The organism is Phytobacter sp. MRY16-398, from assembly GCF_003925915.1.
Taxonomy (GTDB): domain Bacteria; phylum Pseudomonadota; class Gammaproteobacteria; order Enterobacterales; family Enterobacteriaceae; genus Phytobacter; species Phytobacter diazotrophicus.
The window spans coordinates 3412651-3432185 of the sequence record NZ_AP018756.1; the positions used below are offsets into that span (position 1 = coordinate 3412651).

A 19535-nucleotide genomic window follows, 5' to 3' on the forward strand; every position below is an offset into this window, starting at 1 on the left:
GCTGATGCCCTACAACATCAGGCCTGCGCGCTGCGGATGGCCTGGCTCACCTCCTGCGGAGTATGAATAATGAAAAAACTGATTAACCGTGTGGAAGATGTATTAAGCGAACAATTAGCAGGCCTGGCAAAAGCGCACCCTGAGCTGACGCTGCACCAGGACCCGGTGTATATGACCCGCGCCGATGCCCCGGTCGCCGGGAAAGTGGCGCTGTTATCCGGCGGCGGCAGCGGTCATGAGCCGATGCACTGCGGCTATATCGGCAAAGGTATGTTAAGCGGTGCCTGCCCTGGCGAGATTTTCACCTCCCCCACGCCGGATAAAATGTTCGAATGCGCCATGAACATTGATGGTGGCGAAGGCGTGCTGTTAATCATCAAAAACTACACGGGCGATATCCTCAATTTCGAAACCGCCGCTGAGCTGCTGCACGACAGCGGCGTGAAGGTCACAACCGTGGTGGTGGATGACGACGTCGCCGTGAAAGACAGTCTCTATACCGCCGGACGCCGTGGGGTGGCAAATACCGTCTTGATTGAAAAACTGGTCGGCGCCGCCGCCGAGCGCGGAGACTCACTGGATGCCTGCGCGCAGTTGGGCCGTAAGCTCAACAATCAGGGGCACTCCATTGGTATCGCCTTAAGCGCCTGTACGGTTCCTGCGGCCGGTCAGCCTTCGTTTACCCTTGCGGACAACGAGATGGAATTTGGCGTGGGTATCCACGGCGAACCGGGGATCGACCGCCGCCCGTTTAGCTCACTTGATACCACTGTCGACGAGATGTTTAACGTGCTGCTGGAAAATGGCAACTACAGCCGCACCCTGCGCGAATGGGATCACACCAGCGGAAGCTGGCAGGAAGTCAAACAGAGCAAACAGGCCCTGCAGCGCGGCGATCGCGTTATTGCGATGGTCAACAACCTGGGCGCAACGCCGCTGTCTGAGCTGTACGGCGTTTACAACCGGCTGGAAACTCGCTGCCAGGAAGCCGGTATTGTCATCGAACGCAACCTGGTCGGTAGCTGGTGTACATCACTGGACATGGGCGGCTTCTCCATTACCTTGCTGAAAGCCGACGACGAGATCCTCGCTTTGTGGGATGCGCCTGTCCATACACCGGCCATGACCTGGGGTAACTAAGGAATTTTTTATGTCGCTGAACAGAAACCAAATTGTTGACTGGCTCTACCGCTGCGGCGAGGTCTTCACCAAAGAGAGTGATTTCCTCACCGGCCTGGACAGGGCCATTGGTGATGCGGACCACGGCCTGAACATGCATCGCGGCTTTAGCAAAGTGGTGGAAAAACTGCCCGCCATTGCAGACAAAGACATCGGCTTTATTCTCAAAAACACCGGTATGGTGCTGCTCTCTAACGTCGGTGGGGCCAGCGGTCCATTGTTTGGCACCTTTTTTCTGCGCGCCGCGCAGGCGACCCAGGCCCATCAAAGCCTGACGCTTGTTGAGCTGCATCAGATGATCCGTGAAGGCGCCGAAGGGGTAATCAGCCGTGGTAAAGCAGAGCCCGGCGACAAAACCATGTGTGACGTCTGGCTGCCCGTCGCGGAATCGCTGGAGCAGGCCATCGCGCAAAACCTGTCCATTCCCGCGGCTCTGGAGGCCGCAAGCCAGGTGGCGGAAAAGGCAGTTCAGTCGACCATCACCATGCAGGCCCGTAAAGGCCGCGCCAGCTATCTGGGCGAACGCAGTATTGGTCATCAGGACCCTGGCGCAACCTCGGTGATGTTTATGGTGCAGATGCTGGCGGCAGCCGCAAAAGCGTAAAAGAAGGAAACGGCGATGGTTAACCTGGTGATTGTTTCTCATAGTGCCCAACTGGGCCAGGGTGTCGGGGAACTGGCCCGGCAGATGTTAACGGGAGATGGCTGCAAGTTAGCCATCGCCGCTGGGATTGACGATCCTGATAATCCGATCGGCACCGATCCGATTAAAGTCATGGAGGCCATTGAGTCGGTGGCCGACACCGATCATGTGCTGGTGATGATGGATATCGGTAGCGCCCTGCTAAGCGCGGAAACCGCCCTGGAACTGCTTGACCCGGACATTGCCGCAAAAGTGCGTCTGTGCGCCGCGCCACTGGTGGAAGGCACACTGGCCGCCACGGTTAGCGCCGCCACGGGGTCTGGCATTGACAAGGTGATTGCCGATGCGCAAAACGCGCTTGAGGCAAAACGCGTTCAGCTTGGTCTCGACGCCCGGCAGGAAGCGCCCCCACAACCACAAACTGACGATGAGACACAGGAAGAGGCGCTCACCGTCGCAGTGACCGTGAACAACCCTAACGGCCTGCACGTTCGCCCGGCATCTCGCCTGGTGGCTGCGCTGGCCGGTTTTAACGCCCGGCTGTTGCTGGAAAAAGAGGGGAAATGTGTCAGGCCGGACAGCATCAACCAAATCGCTCTGCTGCAGGTACGCTGTCACGACACCCTGCGCCTGATTGCCCGTGGCCCGCAGGCAGCGCTGGCGCTGGCGGCCTTTGAACGGCTGGCACAGGAAAATTTCGGGGAAACGCTCACGGTGCAGCAACCTGCGGTAACGCCAGATATTCCAGTCCAGATTAAAGGCCAGGCGTTGCGCTATACCCCTGTCGAACTGCCGCTGGCCCAGGCCACCGTGCGAACACCGGAAGAGGAAATGGCTCGTCTGCGCTGTGCCGTTAAGGACACGCTGGACGATCTGAGCGACCTGATTCGCCTGGCGGAAGAGAAGTTTTCCCCCGAGATCGCCGCCATTTTTGCCGGTCACCAGACCCTTCTTGACGATCAGGAACTGATGGATAGCGCCTGGGAGATGCTGCGCCAGCGAAAATGCACGGCGGAATGGGCGTGGCACAAGATGCTGATGGAACTGAGCAGCCAGTATCGCCATCTGGATGATCCCTATTTGCAGGCACGCTATATCGATATAGAAGATTTACTGCATCGCACACATCTTCATCTGGCACAGGCGCTGGAAAACATCCCGACGCCGCTGCGCCCGAGTATTCTTATCGCAAGCGATCTCTACCCGTCCGTCATGCTGCAACTGGAGAAGAAAAACATCGCCGGGATTGCCCTGCTGCAGGGTAGCCCGCACTCTCATAGCGCGATTATCGCCAGGGAAGCCGGGATCCCCGTGCTGTATCAGCAAGTCAGCGCACTGGCTAAAGTGCGCAGCGGTGACGTCCTTACCCTCGACACTGCCCGGCCCCAATAAACTGACGACACTCCTCAGGCAGGAGTGTCGTTTTTTAACGCCTGTCTGACAGGTGTGTTCACTGTGTCACATTATTCACGCAATACGTCCAGGCTGTGGATGTCCTGCTAGCTGGCGGGATTGGCCTTATCAAAGGCCGCCTGGGCCGCCAGCATGGCGTCCATATTGTCTTCTACCCACAGTGTCAGAAACGACATGGTGTGCGTCAGCGTTTTGCCTAACGGCGACAAACTGTATTCCACCGTGACAGGCACCGTGGGGAAAATTTTCCGCGAGATAAGCCCGTCACGCTCCAGCTTGCGCAGCGTCTGCGTCAACATTTTCTGCGTAATCCCGCGAATATGTCGTCGCAAACTGTTAAAACGCTGCGGCTCTTTTTCCAGACAGCCCAGAACCAGCAGCGCCCATTTATCGGCCAGCCTTGAGAGCACATCACGCGTCGGGCAGCGATCGTCGTAAACATCGTAAGGTAATTGCAGTTTATTCATAACGATAGTTTCTCTTACAAGGTTTCCTCAGGGAAACTTAGTGGCCTTCAGGTGCCTTCTTTCATGACCACAAGATAATGTGTATAAATCGCTTCAGGTATCTATTGGATACTAAGGCACCCTGAATGACAAAGTATTTATACATATCTTGCTCACCCACTGTGTCGATAAAATAAACCTGCGAATATTTGACCACCTTTCGCGCAATAACGCGGCAATCCGTGGTGCAACAAAATAAGAGATGACATCGTGTTGAATAAATTTGATGAAGCGTTTACCCGGTACACCAGACATCCTGATTTTGGCCGATTACTGCTTCGGTTAACGTTCGGCATTTTAATGCTTTTTCATGGCGTTGCCAAAGTGAACCACGGCGTAGACTGGATTTCCGCGATGCTTGAAGCAAAGGGGTTACCCGGATTTATCGCCCAGGGTGTTTATATCGGCGAAATTGTTGCGCCCGTGCTGATCATTATTGGCTGGTTAACCCGCCCTGCCGCTTTTATTTATGCCTTTAACATTGTGGTGGCAACATTGCTGGTGGGTACAGATAAATTCTTTACCCTGACCAAAGTCGGGGCATGGGGACTTGAAAGTGAAGCACTCTATTTCCTCGGCGGCCTGTGCATTATGTTTCTTGGCGCCGGGAAATACAGTCTGTCTGGTAATAAAGAATAATCATTCACCATTGAGGGACTACCTATGAGTATCGTTGTTGTCTATTTTTCTGGCTACGGCCACACCTCCCTGGTTGCGGAAAATGTTGCTGCCGGCGCCAGTGCTGAGCTGATTGCTATTAATGAAAATGGCGAAATCACAGAAAGCGACTGGCAAAAGTTAAACGACGCGAAGGCGATTATTTTTGGCGCGCCGACGTATATGGGCGGCGTACCGTGGCAATTTAAAAAGTTCGCTGATGCCACCTCTAAAGCGTGGTTTACCCGTAGCTGGCAGGATAAAATTTTTGCGGGTTTCAGCAACAGCGCCAGCCTGAACGGTGACAAACAGGTGACGTTGCAGTACCTGCAAACCCTGGCGTCTCAGCACGGCGGTGTGTGGGTGAGCCTTGGCTTGCCGCCGGCGAATACGCTGGCCGCGTCGCGTGAAGATCTGAACAACCTGGGCGGTTCTGTGGGCCTGCTGGTGCAGTCTCCGTCCGATGCGGGCGCGGATAAAATCCCGTCTGGCGACCTTGCCACAGCGACTAAATTTGGCGAACGTGTTGCGGCGATTACCGCGCGCTTTAACTGATTTGGCGCACGCATAAAAAAGGGCAGCCTGCTGCCCTTTTTCCATATCAAAACAGGCTTAACGGTAAACAATACCGCCATCAATCAGAATCGACTGGCCGGTGACATAGTCAGAATCCGGGCCTGCCAGGTAAGAGACCAGGCTTGCCACATCATCCGGGGTTTCCGCGCGTCCCAGCGCAATCCCTTCGACATATTTCTTATACGTTTCACCCACCGGTGCGCCTGTGATCGCCGCGAAACGCTGGTCGATTTCGGTCCACATCCCGGTGCCCACAATCCCCGGACAGTAAGCATTCACCGTAATACCACGGCTGGCATACTCTTTTGCCGCCGCCTGCGTCAGCGCACGGACGGCGAATTTGGTCGCCGAGTAAATGCCTAACATCGCAAAACCGTCGTGGCCGGCAATAGAACAGGCGTTAATAATTTTGCCTTTCTGCTTACGTTCTTCGAATTTTTTCGCCGCGGCCTGAATCCCCCACAGGGTACCCTGCACGTTAATCCGCATAATGCGATCCACCTCTTCCGGGGTGACATCGGAGAGCGGTTGTACCTGCGCGATACCGGCGTTGTTAACGATGATGTCAAAACCACCCAGTTCGCGTTCCGTCTGGGCAATAGCCGCATAGACCTGTTCACGATCGGAGATATCGGCCACGAACGTCGCGGCTTTGCGCCCTAAGGCTCTGACCTCAGCGGCGACGGCTTCCAGCGCTTCTGCCTTCATATCCACCAGCATGATTGCTGCGCCGTCTTTGGCCAGACGCAACGCAATGCCTCGCCCAATCCCTTGACCGGCACCGGTTACCAGCGCGACTTTATTTTCGATAGCCATACTTTCTTCACCTCATCCTGACAAAAAACACTGCCTTAGCCACGGCAGCAGACTGGGCTTACACTACCGCCCGCCCGAGGCGTGGCCTACCCCCTCTGATGGGGGGGTGAGCACGCGAAGTGACGAGTCGCCCGGGTGTGACGCTGGTTCCGCCCTGCCTCCTTGGGTACACTCGGGGGAAAGAGAACAGAACGAGGTTGCGGTTGTATGGCATTTTTGTCCCCCACAGGTCACCTGCCCATAGAGAACGTTGACGAAGAACCTTTCCGATTTACACGCAACCTCCCGCTGATCCTCACAAAACTCACGCCGCCGCGTACCCCTGGCGTCGTGCTGCAACGCGACCGTCTTCTAACGCGGCTGGACAACGCCGCCTCCGGTAGCCTGACGCTGGTCTGCGCGGCTGCCGGGTTTGGCAAAACCACGCTGCTTTCCCAATGGTACCAACACCGTCAGGCACAGGGCGATGCGCTGGCCTGGCTCAGTCTGGAAGAAGAAGACAGCACGCCATTACTCTTTATGCGCTACCTACTGGCAGCGCTGAGCCCGCTCTATCCGGGCTGGAGCGATACCTTCCAGCGATACCCGGAAGGGGCGCATCCTGGCGATTTTTCACTGTTTCTGGCAGAACTGGTCAACCAGCTTCACCACTGTTCACACCCGCTCTATCTGATTCTCGATGATTACCAGAGCATCCGAAGCCGCGAAATCCATGATGGGCTAACCTGGCTGCTCCAGCATGCCCCGGCGTCGTTACATCTGGTTATCGGCAGTCGCAACCGCCTGCCTCTGGTGCTCAGCCGCCTGCGGCTTTGGGAGCAGTACACGGAAATCGAAGACAGTGAATTGCGCTTTAACGATGCCGAAGCCCAGGCCTACTTCGCCCGGTCGGTAACGCCACCGGTTAATACGCGCGATATCCCGCAACTGATGACACTGACAGAAGGCTGGGTCGCAGGGATGAAAATTGCCGCCCTCTCTCCGCGCAGGCATGACGCAATGCCCGGCATTGGGGGAGTACTCAGTGGCGGTTCGCGCTCAATCAGTCGCTATCTTGAAGAGGTCATTTTCGCACCGCTGCCTTCCAGCGTGCTCCACTTCCTGATGCTGACCTCGCTGCTGAATCGTCTGCATCCGGCGTTGTGTGATGCGGTGACGGGGTTAAATAACGGCAAAGAGATGCTTGCCTGGATTGAGCAACACAATCTGTTTCTTAGCGCCCTGGATGAAGCGGGATTCTGGTTTCGCTACCATCCGCTGATGCGCGATGCCCTCTCCCATCGCCTGCAACAGGATGCCACCATCGACATTCGCCAGCTTCACGAGCGCGCGGGTAACTGGTTCGCCGCCCAGCAGCTCTGGGCAGAAGCGATACGCCATGCGCTGGCGGCCGGGAAGTCGCTCGCCCGACATGCAGAAGCTGGGGCACAATCACTGGCGGAAGAAGGCGATATCGACACGATGGTGCGCTGGATCCACCATCTGCCTGCCACGCCCGATCCTTCGCGCATTGAACTACAGCTCAATCTGGCCTGGGCGCTGGCGCACCATTGCCGCTTTAGCGACGCCCGCCAGTTGCTTGATGCCATTGAGGCGATGGTGATGACACGCGCAGAGCATCTTCCACGGTCAACGTGGGTAAAGCAGCGCGTGGTGCGCGCCATTTGTGAGGCCTTCGCCGATAATATTTCCGGCAGTCTGCCGCTGGTTGAACCGTTGCTGAATGAGGTGCCCTGCGGGGATATCTGGGTGGATGGACTGGTCTGCAACATCCTCAGTTATTGCCATCTCGCCCTTGCCCACCCGCAGCGAGCGCTGGAGGTGCAGCAGCACGTTTCCGGCAACCAGGCCACCAACCGCAACCTGTTTGTTGAGGTCTACCGGGTCTTTGTGCTGGCACTCGGTCAGTTGCGTCAGGGGGATCTGCAGGAAGCCGAACGCCAGGCCATCCAGGCGTTGCACCATGCGGAGCACCATACCGGACAAAATTCCAGTAGTGGCGCCACGCTGGCCCCGCTGCTGGCCGAAATCGCCTGGGAGCGCGGCGACAGCGAACGGGTCAACAGTTTGCTGAACCTGCGTCTGGGCATGATTGATGATTTTTGCCCGTCAGATGGTCTTAGCCTGTGCTACGTGGTGCTTGCGCGTCAGGCGCAGTTGAATGCGCAACCTGATGAGGCCATGACACTCTTACGCCATGCCGGGCAACTGTGTAGAGATCGCGGCTGGTGGCGTGCGCGCATTGCGCTGCTTGCCGAAGAAATCATCCTCCACCTGAATACCGGCAAGAAAGATAACGCCCGCAGGCAGTTCGCCTTACTCCAGCAACTGGCGAGCGAGCCAAGGGCGGTGGAAAATAGGGTTGTCGGCTGGCACAGGGGGATCTGCGAAAGCCGCCTGTTACTGGCCGAAGGCGATGCGCTGACGGCGGCAGCGACGCTGACTCCCGTGATAAATGAGCAGGAGCGCTGTGGTGAATGGCTGGCGGCAACGCGCTTGCGCATCCAGCAGGCCGTGGCCTTCTGGCAAGCCGGTGAGGAAAAACAGGCTATGGCGGCGTGCGTTCCGGCACTCCCGCGCGCCGTCGCGCAAAACATGCAGCGCACGCTGCTCGATGGCGGGTCGCCTTTACTGGCCCTGCTCAGCCGGTTGCGTGAACAGTCCCAGTTTGATACGGCATTAACCGCCGTCATCGCCAGCGCCGGGGCGATGCTGATGTCCGGGGGAATTCCCCCCCTGCCGACACACGAAGCCGCGACGCAGGGGCTACGATTGACCGAACGCGAGCAGCAAATCTTACAGCTCATCGCCGAAGGACACTCCAATAAAGGCATCGCCCGCACGCTTGGCATCTCGGTTGAGACCGTCAAGTGGCACCTTAAACAGTTGTATGAAAAGCTGGCGGTGAGCGGACGTATTCAGGCGGTGAACCGGGCGAGAGTATTGGATTTAATGGGTTAGCGAGTTTTCGCCTGCCCTGTGTGACAGGCGAAGAACACATTAGTCACCGGTTACGCCGACCGACGAGCGCAAAATGCCACACACATTCCCACCAGCGCGGCCCCACTCAGCCACTGGAACACCAGACGCCACGCCTCCAGTGACGGATGCGCCCCCAACAGCACGGTGATAATTGCCAGCATCATCGCCCCGGCGGTGTACTGAGTGGTGACCATCAGCGCACTGGCCCGCCCCTGTAGCGCCACAGGCGTGGCCGTCAGCCCGATGGCAAACATCGCCGGATAAATCAACCCGTGTCCCAGGCCACTCAGCGCAATACCGAGCATAAAGGCAAGCGAAAACGGCACAGTGAGCGTCGTCGACAGCAGCCACAGCCCCAGCCCCGCAGCAGCAAACCCAACGGTTAACACCCCCGCGCTGGAAAAGCGTACGCTCAGGCGGGTATAGAGACCGTTGCCAGCCACAATCAACACTGCCAGCGGGGTAAACAACAGCCCGGTCACCACCGCCCCCAGCGCCAGTGTCTGCTGCCAGAACAGCGTCATGGCATAGAACTGGCTACCGACGCTTGCCATATAGCAGGCGCTACTGAGCCAGCCGCTTTGCAGCCCCGGTAACGTGCGAAGCCGTTCCGACAACAGTGGCCTGGCGGCAAAGCGCTCATGTACGATAAACAGCACCAGCATGCCCAGCGCCAGACGGTTTGCCAGAAAATCAGGCTGCCCGGTTTCGGCGTAGCGCATCAGCGCCCAGACGACCGCCCCGGCAGTGGCACAGCCTGCCAGCGCCCCAAACCCTCCAGGCTGTTTCTCTCCTTCGCTTCTCAACAGCGGAAAGTCCCGGCTAACCCGCCAGAGCGCCAGCAGCCCTGGTGGCAGATTGATAAAGAAGATAGCCCGCCAGTTTAACTCGGCCAGCAGCCCACCCAGCATTACGCCTGCCACCAGCCCGAGCGCGCCAATCGCACTCCAGATAGCCAGCGCCCGGCGATGGGCTTCGCCCTGAAAACGCTGCGCCATCAGCGCCAGTACCGCCGGTTGCAGGAGTGCTGCCGCAACGCCCTGACCCGCACGAGCAATTAATAGCAGCGCGGCGCTCTGCGCCAGCCCACCGATGACGGACGCGAATAAAAACAGCCCCATCCCGATGGTAAATATCCGCCGGGCCCCCAGACGATCGCAGAGGCTTCCCCCCAGCAGCAGCAGCCCGGCAAAAATGAGCCCGTAAAGGGAAACAACCCATTGCATTTCACCAGCCGTGAGCGCCAAATCCTGCGCCAGCGTGGGCAGCGCCACGTAAACAATGGCGTAATCCAGCGCAATCAGCGCCTGGGCAATGCCCGGTACCAGCAGAGGAAGAGAACGCGATGTTTGTGGCGTTGTCGTCAGATTAATGTGCGTCATCAGGCTTCCTGTTCGTTGAATAATGATGAATAATCCTCATGGATTACTTGCTCTTCATACAGGCTACGCCTTATTGATTGACGCAATCAAAGTCATAGTTTTCAGCAAAAGATGAGTTAAATTCATCCATGAAATTACGTCGTCTGCCACCGCTTGGCGCGATCCGCGCTTTTGATGCCGTTGCCCGCCACGCCAGTTTTAAACTGGCCGCCGAGGAAATTGGCGTCACCTCCACGGCTATCAGTCACCAGATTCGTCAACTGGAAGAGACCCTCGGCCAGCGCTTGTTTACCCGTTCCGCCCGCGCGGTAACGCTCACCGCCAGCGGCGAGATCCTTTTTCGCGCCTCGGAGAATATGTTCACCACCCTGCGCGAGGCCGTCACGCTTATCGAGGCCGGTGCCCCGCCCGATGCGCTGACGCTCAGCACCACCTCGAATTTCCTGACCAACTGGCTGGTGCCGCGCCTGCCGCTTTTGCACCGCCAGCTCCCGGACCTGGAACTGCGCTTTCACAGCAGCACCAGCCTGGTGGATGTGCGCGGCGCGATGGCCGACTGCGCCATTCGCTACAGCATGCAGGCGGACGCGTCGCTGGAAAGCACGCTACTCTGGCGGGATCGTTTTGTGCTGGTCGCCAGTCCGGCTATAAAGCTGCAAAGCTCGCAGGATCTGGCCGGACTCACGCTCTTTCACATCGAAAACCGCCATGTGCCAACGCCGGAACCGGACTGGCACCACTGGAAAGAGACTTTTGGCCCGGCGGATTTAGCCGTGCAGACGGGGATCCGTTTTGATGATGAGACACACGCGATTCAGGCGGCGATTGCCGGACAGGGCGTGTTACTGGCAAGCGAACTGCTAATCCAGTATCCGCTGGCACAAGGGCTACTGCATATTGCCCTGCCGGGGGCGCTTCCCGGCGGCAATTACTATTTTGTCACCAGCGCGGATAAAGCCAGCCGCCGCGATGTGCAACAGTTCAAACAGTGGCTTATTAAGGCATTTGATGACGTGACGTTGTAACAAAAAGGCAAGAAACACGCGCTGTGACCAGGTGAAAACGTAAGCGGTCCCCCCTGGGTTTTGCTATGGTATTTTTTTGCTGATGAGAAGCGGGTAGAACGAATGGAGCGGCTGGATTGCGACCGTATGTTTGTCGCGGTGATGGAAACAGGCAGTTTTACGGCGGCGGCGCAACGGTGTGGTACCAGCCACGGTCAGGCATCGAAATTGATCTCCCGGCTGGAGAGCGAACTGGGCGTTAACCTGCTGCGCCGCAGCACCCGCTCACTGACCCCCACCGAGGTGGGCCTGGCCTACTACGAACGAATCCGTCAGCTTCTGGTCGATTACGACGCGCTTAATGATGCCGTTCGCAATAGCGCCAACGCCCCTTCCGGGCTGCTGCGCATTTCGGCCCCTGTCACGTTTGGCGTCTCACAACTGGCGCCACATCTGGTGGAATTCGCCCGCCGCTACCCGGATATCGAACTGGATGTCAGCTTTTCCGACAGGCTCGTTAACGTGGTGGATGAAGGTTTTGATCTGGCCCTGCGTATCGGCAGCCTGAGTGACAGCAGCCTGATTGCCCGCCGTTTATGCCCGATTCGCAGTGTGGTCGTCGCCGCCCAAAGCTACCTTGAACGCCACGGCGAACCGGTACACTGGTCAGAGCTGGAACAGCACGCCCTGATTGTTGATACCAATTTTCGCGATCCCTGGCACTGGCCGTTTCGCGATACCCAACAGCAAATGCATTTGCAGCCGGTTCGCGGGCGAATCAAATTCTCCAATGCGGAAGCCTGTATGGAGGCCGCCTGCGCCGGGTTGGGGATTGCCAGAGTGCCGATGTTTATCGCTGAAAAAGCATTGAATGCGCAGCGTGTGGTGCCCATTCTGGCTCCTTTTGAGGCGCCGCCGCTGGCGCTCTATGCGGTCTATCCCCCGGCCCGCTATCTGGCGCAGAAAGCCCGCGTGTTAATCGATTTTCTGGCGGCAACGTACGCCTCGCTGTCGTAGCCATGATTATTTCCATTATGGAAATAAATATCCTCTTTTTGACCCAATAATCATTGGGCTGGAAACACTCTATAGTCCTTTCATCAACCTATTCGAGAGGACACAACCATGACTGATTCACGTACTGCTCCCTATGCATCTCTGCTGTTGCGCCTGGCGCTGGGTATTCTGTTTCTGGCGCACTTTAGCCTGAAATTCTTTGTTTTTACCCCGGCGGGTACCGCGAAGTTTTTTGCCTCTCTCGGTCTGCCTGGCGGGCTGGCCTATCTCACCATGGCGGTTGAACTGGTGGGGGCGATTGCGCTGATCCTCGGTATCTATAGCCGTATCGTTGCCATCGTGCTGATTCCGATTCTGTTGGGCGCTATCTTCACCGTTCACGGCCCGGCTGGCTTTTTCTTCACTAACCCGAACGGCGGCTGGGAATTCCCGGCATTCTGGATAGTGGGTCTGCTTGCTCTGGCGCTGACCGGGGATGGAAAATACGCGCTCAAACCGACCCCTTTTAAAGGCTAAAGGAGTACACATGCTGATTGACGGAAAATGGACGGCGGACTGGCACCCGGTGCAGGCCACCGATGAAAAAGGCGGGTTTGTGCGCCAGACTTCCAGTTTTCGCCACTGGGTGACGCCTGACGGGGCGCCCGGTATTACCGGCGAAGGCGGTTTTATCGCCGAACCGGGACGCTACCATCTGTATGTCGCGCTGATTTGCCCGTGGGCCTCGCGTACGCTGATTGCCCGGAAGCTGAAAGGGCTGAAAGAGGTTATCAGTGTCTCGGTGGTTGAACCCTGGCTGCTGGAGGAAGGTTGGCATTTCGGCGATTACCCCGGCACCGACCGCGACACGATCAATAACGTCGAGTGGCTGCATCAGCTTTATACCAAAGCCGATCCAACCTTTACCGGTCGCGCGACGGTCCCGGTGTTGTGGGATAAGAAAACCCATACCATCGTGAATAACGAGTCCGCTGATATCATACGGATGCTCAACAGCGGCTTTGGCGAACTGGCGCGTGGCAGTATTGATCTCTACCCCGCCGCCCTGCGTGAAGAGATTGATCAGCTCAACGCCGAGATTTATCCAACGCTGAATAACGGTGTGTACCGCGCCGGTTTTGCCACCACCCAGGTCAGTTATGAGGAGGCAGTCAGCGATGTGTTCTCCATGCTCGATACGCTGGAAACGCGTCTTGCAACGCGGGAATTTCTCTGCGGTGGACAGCTAACCGAAGCCGATATCCGTCTGTTTGTGACCCTCGTGCGTTTTGATGCCGCCTACCATGGGGTGTTCAAATGTAATCGGCGTAAGCTTGCGGAATACCCGCATCTGGACCGCTATCTGCGGACAATGCTGGCGGTTCCGGGCATCCGGGAAACGGTGAATATTGATCACATCAAGCAGGGCTACTATTCCATCAAAGCGCTCAATCCAAATGGGATTGTTCCGCAGGGGCCGGATCTCAGTGCGTATGGCTTATAAGTCAGTCGCAGAAAGCGAGATCATCGCAGGGTGAGGAGGCCAGGCGGCTATGGATGAGGGTTCCGTTCACCTTAGGTTCATGGCGAAATGGAACCTCCGGACACGTGAACGGGTAAAGGGGAACACCGCGTTCCCCTTTACAATCCCCGTGGCCCCGGATGGCGGCGCAAGCGCCTGATCCCGGCTACAAAACGCTCAGGCCGCACGAAATAGTTCCCTCTCCCTGTGGGCTGAGGAATCCCCACAAAAATGCGAGCACGATCGGTCCCCTCTCCTCTTTGGGGAGAGGGTTAGGGTGAGGGGGAAAATGCGGCTATGGATGAGGGTTCTGTTCACTTAATATTCATGGCGAAATGGAACCTCCGGACACGTGAAGGGGTAAAGGGGAACACCGCGTTCCCCTTTACAATCCCCTCGGCCCCGGATGGCGGCGCAAGCGCCTGATCCGGGCTACAAAACGTTCAGGCCGCACGAAAAAGTCCCCTCACCCTGTGGGCTGAGGAATCCCCACAAAAATGCGAGCACGATCGGTCCCCTCTCCTCTTTGGGGAGAGGGTTAGGGTGAGGGGGAAAATGCGGCTCGGGAGGTGGGGGTTATAAAAACGCGGTTTCGCTGCTCCCCACGCTTTTCAGCTCAAGCCCTACAAATTTGAGCCCTATTCCGTGTTCACGATCTATATCGGTTGCAAACATAAACCCGAAATTATCTTTCGCATCAGGAGACAGATAAATTTTCATCAGAATAAGGTCTGTCGCCTCTGCGCCGTACACCCGTTTGCAGTAAACCTGAGTTTCCGCTGTGATTTTCTGCGAGAAAGCGTTCTGTTTCTCGATAAGAAACTGGATATCGTTCCTCATTTTGTCATCAGGCGAATGCGCTTCCAGATTTATGCACTGAACAGGTTCAGAACCGAATATCGGTAAAAGCAAATCAACTGCGGTGCCTTCATCATCGGCATAATATTCCAGTTCTACGGACATCTTCCGGGTTCCTTTTATCGGGACCTCAGGGCAGTGATGGTTTCTCTGCCCTCAGCGAATTCATATCTGGCAATGCTTGCAAGAAAACGAGGGAATTAAAATCCCCAGGCTTCATCTTCGGTTATCACCTTGCTGATGAAACTCTCGAGACTCTGCTCAAGAAAAATATTCTTCTGGCTTTCCAGATTGGCAAAATAGACGGCCCCATCATCCAGATTCATACAGTAGGGAAACCCACCGCCGTCAATGGCAAAGGGAAGAAAGTTTGCCGGGAGAATCTTCTTATCGACAACCAGCGTTCTGTAGTAGCCATCAGCGGTCAACAAACCTGGGCTGTTAGCACGCAAAATCGACAGAAAGTATTTGATATCGTTTTCATATTTTTCACTCTGGTAAACGCGCCGCCCATCCTCAAGCTTGCCACCGTTACTGATGAGCCATAACGACGTTAAAATATCAGGGAAAGAGACGCCCAGCGATGCTTCAATATCGCCAAGCTCATCAGCCGTGACGGCGGGCGATGAATCTACGAGTTTAATCATCATGTCGTTACCTGTTGGCAATAAGCAGCAATATGGCCTCTCAGCCATCCTTAATAGCAAAAAATAGTAACAGCTTCTCTTGCTTCATACTCATCACCACCATGATCGCCTCGTCGATTCATTCCCCTTTTCACCCTCGAATATCAGTAAGAAAAGGGTGAACGTTGCTGCGCCTCTTGTAAAAAATGCCTGGCATCTTCACCGGCAGCGGTATACAGCGGCGCGTTTTGATCGTTCGCAACGGCAAAAATGGCATTCGCGACATCCCCGGCGTGAGTCACCGGCGAATGGCTATCGCGCGCCATCTGAATAAACGCATCCACCATCGCGCCATACACCGGATCGTCTTGTCCGCCAAAATAGGCCCGCGCATTCTCGCCAAACTTCGTCTCTGGTGAGCGCCCCGGCAACACCACATGAACGCGAATACCCAATGGCCTGACCTCAATGGCTAATGACTCGCTCCAGGCATTCAGCGCCGCTTTACTTGCACGATAAAGCCCAATCAGCGGCATTGCTTTGGTTGTCACTGACGATGAAACATTGATGATAACCCCTGACTTTTTCTCTCTCATTAGCGGCAGAAACGCCTGGGTTAATGCGAGCGTCCCCAGAACATTGGTGTTCATTAACAGCTGCGCGGTTGCCAGGGGCGTGAGTTCAACAGGGACCGGTGCGCCAAAACCAGCATTATTCACCAGCAGGTCAATCGCCCCGGCCTTTTTCACCACATTATCAATGCTGTCAGCGGAAGTGATATCCAGCGGCAAAAGAGTCAGGTTGTCGCTTTCAGGTAACAGCGTCGGATCGGGCGTTCTCATGGTTGCAATCACTTTCCAGCCTTTGTCTAAAAAGAGTTTTGCTGTTTCAAGCCCAAAACCCGATGAGCATCCGGTAATCAGTGCAGTCGACATGTTTAATCCTCTCTGTTGGCAAGAGCAACGATCATAGCCGCCTCTGTCTGGACAATATATAATCAAAAATCCAGTAAAATTTAGAGAGCGTCCAATGTCAGACCCGTTAACCGATATTGTTACCTTGCTCAACCCCAGGCCCACCCATACCAAACTCGTTGAGGGAGCGGGTCAGTGGCGCATTGTCCGGGAATCTTGCGGAGAGGCGTTTTACTGCGCAGTGTTACAAGGCGAATGTCTGATAAGCATTAACGGCAAAGCGCCAAAATTGCTGGTATCCGGCGATTTCCTTCTGATACCCGCAACCTACACGTTTGAAAACACCAATGCGGGCACGTCTGCGCCGACGGACATTACGACGCCGACCCTTATTGGCGATGGGCACGTGCGAATTGGCGCAACAACAGGACCGGCTGAATTTCTGATGAATGTGGGGCACTGCGAATTCGACACGCCGGACAAACAGCTTATCGTCGCGTTACTGCCCAACGAGATCCTGGTGAAAGGACAACAGCGTTTTGTCACCCTGCTTGAACTTCTGCTTGATGAAAGCCAGGCCCGGCGGCCAGGACGTGAAGTGGTATTGATGCGTCTTTTACAGTTATTACTGGTTGAGTCGTTGCGAAGCCATGATTGTCTGTCGGGAACGGCAGGTATTTTGCGGGGATTACAACACGAAAAGATCGCCATCGCGCTGCATCTCATCCATGAAAAACCCGACATTGACTGGCAAATAGCACAGCTCGCCAGCCACTGTGCGATGTCGCGTTCCTCTTTTTTCGCCATATTCAACGAAACAGTCGGTATGCCGCCCATGCAATATCTGCTCTTCTGGCGAATGTCGTTGGCCAGAAAAGCACTGTTGAGCAGTACGGATAAAATCGAACAGATCGCATTTCGCATTGGATATCAGTCAGCGAGCGCCTTCAACGTCGCCTTCACGAAATATGTAGGGATGCCGCCGGGGGTATTCCGACGCCAGAAACCCCATGCTATCTCTGTGGAGCCGCATTACTGATGAAAAGCCAGTGTTGAATACTCTTTCTGTAAATTATCACTGGCCTTGTCTTTACGCACTTTCCCCCTAAATAAAACAGGCTTTGCGGCGTTTGTTGAAGGGGGAGCCATTGCGCGGATTATCTTACCTGCATCCGATATTCAATCATGCCGCTTTTTTTCGCTATCCAGTCATATAATCTTTGCGCACGATAATTCGCTTCGTGGGTGTGCCAGTAAAGATGGCTGGCATGGCGTTTTCTGGCTTCTTTCTGGACATATTCAATTAACTGTTTGCCAATCTGTTTGCCGCGTGTATTTTCGCTGACATATAAATCTTCAAGATAACAGTAATCACTTTCCGCCCAGGTTGAACGGTGAAAAAGATAATGGGCGAAACCCACCACCTCGCCATTACTTTTCGCGACGGCACAGAATATCGGCTCGATTGGATTGGCAAAGCGCTCCCAGGTGCGCGTTGTGACCGCGTCAGGAATATCAACATTATAAAATATTTGATAATTTTTCCACAGCGGCAACCAGCTTTCATAATCCATTTCGCTGGCTGCTTCAATTGTGATAACCACTGTATTCATAATAATAACCTCTTTATTTTCTGGCTTGTTCTGTATTGGAGTGAATCATTAATTAACAAACGCAGGCAGCGTAGGTGTTGGCTTTATTCAAACACGAAAAGCACAGGCAACGTGCCGATATATGACGCGCCTTATCGCTGCCGCTCCACCCTGCCTGTCATTGACGCTTCGGGAATAATGATAAGGTTAAAATGGCAGGTTTAGCCCCACCAATTTTTCACAATGCAGCAGACCAATTTATCTTCTGGCAGCAGACCATCCTGTTATAGACTGGATGATGACGGAAGTAATAACGGAGAAACGGATGTTTAAGCATACCCAGCTTGAAACGGTAAAGGCCTGGATGATGGATCCGGCAAACGGCTCACTGCCTCTTCATGAAAGGATCCAGAGAGCAATACGCGCACTTATCCTGGAAGGCATTTTATCTCACGGCAAAGCCCTCCCCGCCTCGCGTGCATTAGCCATCTCACTCAATGTTTCCCGCGACACCATTGAAGCCGCCTATACGCGTCTGCATGCGGAGGGGTTTATTGAAAGGCACACGGGTAAAGGCAGCTTTGTTTCTGCCAGCGCCCGATTTCTGAAATCACATTCCCGGCAACGCCAGTCCGCCGCTGAGGTACGTGAACCCACGCTCAGTGCGCGGGGAAATGTGATGTACAAAAGTGGGGGGATACGTGAATTTTCATCGCCTCGCCCACTGGCGCCGGGGATCCCCGAAACTCGTCTGTTTCCGGTGCAAACCTGGGAGCGACTTGAGCGGCAGGTACTAAAAGAGTATCGCCACCGTGCGCTGGAGCAAAGCCAGCCTCAGGGGACAGAGCGGTTACGGCGGGCCATCGCAGAGTATGTCAATCTGGAACGCGGCGCGCATGCCACGCCAGAACGTATCATCATTCTGACAAGTTCCCAGCAGGCGCTCGCCCTCTGTTCTCATGTCCTGATGGACAGCGGCGATGCCATCGTGATTGAAGATCCGACCTATCAGGGGGCGCAAAAAGCGTTTAAGGCTGCCGGGCTGAACAGCCTTCCGGTTCCGCTTGATGAGAAAGGGCTGTGTATCGAGTCACTTAATGCTCTGACAGCGCCGGCGAAAGCTATCTATCTTACCCCTTCCCATCAGTATCCTACCGGCGTCACCCTGTCTCTTGACCGACGGCTGGCGGTCATCGACTGGGCAAACCGTCACCAGGCCTGGATTATTGAAGATGACTATGACAGCGAGTTTCACTATGAAGGCAAGCCGATGGCCTGCGTGCAGGGGCTGGACGCCTTTAACCGGACAATCTATATCGGGACGTTCACCAAGTCTCTTTTTCCGGGGCTACGCATTGCCTGGATGATTGTGCCCGCAGAACTTGTTGAACCGCTGACGATGGCAAGGACGTTAATGGACGGTCATACCGCCTCCATCACGCAACTGACCGTCGCCAAATTTCTGGAGGGTGGCCATTTTGGTTCCTATGTCCGGATGATGCGGGAAGTTTATGTTGCTCGCCGTGACAAACTGGCAAGCCTGATTGAAGAGCGTCTTTCTGATTTTGTCGTTGGCATAACGCCAACGGGCGGAATGCAGATGCCCTGCCATCTCAGGAAGGGCATTTCCGAAGCAGCCGTCGCCGCAGCCGCCCGACGTGCAGGTATTGATATGCTTGGGCTTGCCGAATTATATGCAAATGAACCGGCATCAACCGGTTTTTTGATGGGTTTTGCGGCTTACACGGAGAAGGAAATAGAAGACGCGGTAGAAAAAATCGCCGCCCTTTTTCGTCTTCTCTGAGGCTTTGGCGTGCCAGCCCGACACCCGCCTCACTCAATGTGCCTGCCGCTGGCAGGCCGCCAATA

Annotated in this window: 19 protein-coding genes; 12 read left to right on the top strand and 7 right to left on the bottom strand. The window is 55.6% G+C overall.

Annotated elements, in window-relative coordinates; genetic code table 11:
- The first annotated feature begins 69 nt into the window (after positions 1–69).
- The 3 genes from dhaK to dhaM are packed head-to-tail and all read left to right on the top strand — an operon-like array spanning position 70 to position 3214.
- A complete protein-coding gene (gene dhaK, locus MRY16398_RS16665) occupies positions 70–1140 on the top strand; it encodes a dihydroxyacetone kinase subunit DhaK (protein ID WP_039079346.1) in 1071 nt (356 codons plus the stop codon).
- Positions 1141–1150: 10 nt separating this feature from the next.
- Positions 1151–1783, top strand: coding sequence for a dihydroxyacetone kinase subunit DhaL (gene dhaL, locus MRY16398_RS16670; protein ID WP_108701458.1), 633 nt, complete (start codon positions 1151–1153; stop codon positions 1781–1783).
- A gap of 15 nt (positions 1784–1798) precedes the next feature.
- Positions 1799–3214, top strand: coding sequence for a dihydroxyacetone kinase phosphoryl donor subunit DhaM (gene dhaM, locus MRY16398_RS16675; protein ID WP_125124838.1), 1416 nt, complete (start codon positions 1799–1801; stop codon positions 3212–3214).
- Positions 3215–3321: 107 nt separating this feature from the next.
- Here dhaM and MRY16398_RS16680 read toward each other — a convergent pair whose 3' ends face one another.
- Positions 3322–3702, bottom strand: a complete 381-nt coding sequence (locus MRY16398_RS16680) for a winged helix-turn-helix transcriptional regulator (protein WP_125124839.1) — start codon at positions 3700–3702, stop codon at positions 3322–3324.
- A gap of 249 nt (positions 3703–3951) precedes the next feature.
- Between MRY16398_RS16680 and MRY16398_RS16685 the strand changes: the two genes are divergently transcribed.
- Together MRY16398_RS16685 and MRY16398_RS16690 are read left to right on the top strand one after the other, a co-directional pair.
- The gene (locus MRY16398_RS16685) at positions 3952–4380 is read left to right on the top strand and encodes a DoxX family protein (protein ID WP_039079350.1); all 429 of its coding nucleotides are present in this window, start codon (positions 3952–3954) and stop codon (positions 4378–4380) included.
- Positions 4381–4404: 24 nt separating this feature from the next.
- Positions 4405–4953: a flavodoxin family protein gene (locus tag MRY16398_RS16690; protein WP_071194842.1), complete on the top strand. Its 549-nt coding sequence runs from the start codon at positions 4405–4407 to the stop codon at positions 4951–4953.
- A 57-nt stretch (positions 4954–5010) separates the two neighbouring features.
- Here MRY16398_RS16690 and MRY16398_RS16695 read toward each other — a convergent pair whose 3' ends face one another.
- Complete coding sequence (locus MRY16398_RS16695; protein ID WP_039079352.1) at positions 5011–5790, bottom strand: acetoin reductase; 780 nt, start codon at positions 5788–5790, stop codon at positions 5011–5013.
- A gap of 207 nt (positions 5791–5997) precedes the next feature.
- Here MRY16398_RS16695 and MRY16398_RS16700 point away from each other — a divergent pair, with 207 nt between their 5' ends.
- Positions 5998–8751: a LuxR C-terminal-related transcriptional regulator gene (locus MRY16398_RS16700; protein WP_125124840.1), complete on the top strand. Its 2754-nt coding sequence runs from the start codon at positions 5998–6000 to the stop codon at positions 8749–8751.
- 50 nt (positions 8752–8801) lie between these two features.
- Here MRY16398_RS16700 and MRY16398_RS16705 read toward each other — a convergent pair whose 3' ends face one another.
- Positions 8802–10154, bottom strand: coding sequence for an MFS transporter (locus tag MRY16398_RS16705; protein ID WP_125124841.1), 1353 nt, complete (start codon positions 10152–10154; stop codon positions 8802–8804).
- A gap of 128 nt (positions 10155–10282) precedes the next feature.
- On the opposite strand from MRY16398_RS16705, the gene MRY16398_RS16710 reads away from it, so the two are divergent.
- The 4 genes from MRY16398_RS16710 (at position 10283) to MRY16398_RS16725 (ending at position 13658) form a co-directional block, all read left to right on the top strand.
- Positions 10283–11179, top strand: a complete 897-nt coding sequence (locus MRY16398_RS16710; protein WP_125124842.1) for a LysR substrate-binding domain-containing protein — start codon at positions 10283–10285, stop codon at positions 11177–11179.
- Positions 11180–11281: 102 nt separating this feature from the next.
- Positions 11282–12175, top strand: coding sequence for a LysR family transcriptional regulator (locus MRY16398_RS16715; protein WP_108701462.1), 894 nt, complete (start codon positions 11282–11284; stop codon positions 12173–12175).
- A 108-nt stretch (positions 12176–12283) separates the two neighbouring features.
- On the top strand, positions 12284–12691 hold the full coding sequence (locus tag MRY16398_RS16720; RefSeq protein ID WP_039079357.1) for a DoxX family protein: 408 nt from the start codon (positions 12284–12286) through the stop codon (positions 12689–12691).
- Between the two features lie 10 nt (positions 12692–12701).
- On the top strand, positions 12702–13658 hold the full coding sequence (locus tag MRY16398_RS16725) for a glutathione S-transferase family protein (protein WP_125124843.1): 957 nt from the start codon (positions 12702–12704) through the stop codon (positions 13656–13658).
- 594 nt (positions 13659–14252) lie between these two features.
- Here MRY16398_RS16725 and MRY16398_RS16730 read toward each other — a convergent pair.
- The 3 genes from MRY16398_RS16730 to MRY16398_RS16740 form a co-directional block, all read right to left on the bottom strand.
- Positions 14253–14639 (bottom strand): hypothetical protein, encoded by a 387-nt coding sequence (locus MRY16398_RS16730; protein ID WP_125124844.1) that lies wholly within the window; start codon positions 14637–14639, stop codon positions 14253–14255.
- Between the two features lie 95 nt (positions 14640–14734).
- Positions 14735–15184 carry an SMI1/KNR4 family protein gene (locus tag MRY16398_RS16735; RefSeq protein ID WP_172600663.1) on the bottom strand — a complete coding sequence of 150 codons (450 nt, stop codon included), beginning with the start codon at positions 15182–15184 and terminating at the stop codon, positions 14735–14737.
- A gap of 140 nt (positions 15185–15324) precedes the next feature.
- Entirely contained in the window at positions 15325–16095 is a 771-nt protein-coding gene (locus MRY16398_RS16740; RefSeq protein ID WP_125124846.1) for an SDR family oxidoreductase, read from the bottom strand.
- A 94-nt stretch (positions 16096–16189) separates the two neighbouring features.
- Between MRY16398_RS16740 and MRY16398_RS16745 the strand changes: the two genes are divergently transcribed.
- Positions 16190–17113 carry an AraC family transcriptional regulator gene (locus MRY16398_RS16745; protein ID WP_125124847.1) on the top strand — a complete coding sequence of 308 codons (924 nt, stop codon included), beginning with the start codon at positions 16190–16192 and terminating at the stop codon, positions 17111–17113.
- Positions 17114–17231: 118 nt separating this feature from the next.
- On the opposite strand, the gene MRY16398_RS16750 is transcribed toward MRY16398_RS16745, so the two are convergent.
- Positions 17232–17687, bottom strand: a complete 456-nt coding sequence (locus MRY16398_RS16750; protein ID WP_172600664.1) for a GNAT family N-acetyltransferase — start codon at positions 17685–17687, stop codon at positions 17232–17234.
- A gap of 304 nt (positions 17688–17991) precedes the next feature.
- Between MRY16398_RS16750 and pdxR the strand changes: the two genes are divergently transcribed.
- On the top strand, positions 17992–19470 hold the full coding sequence (gene pdxR, locus MRY16398_RS16755) for a MocR-like pyridoxine biosynthesis transcription factor PdxR (protein ID WP_125124848.1): 1479 nt from the start codon (positions 17992–17994) through the stop codon (positions 19468–19470).
- Positions 19471–19535: the final 65 nt, after the last annotated feature.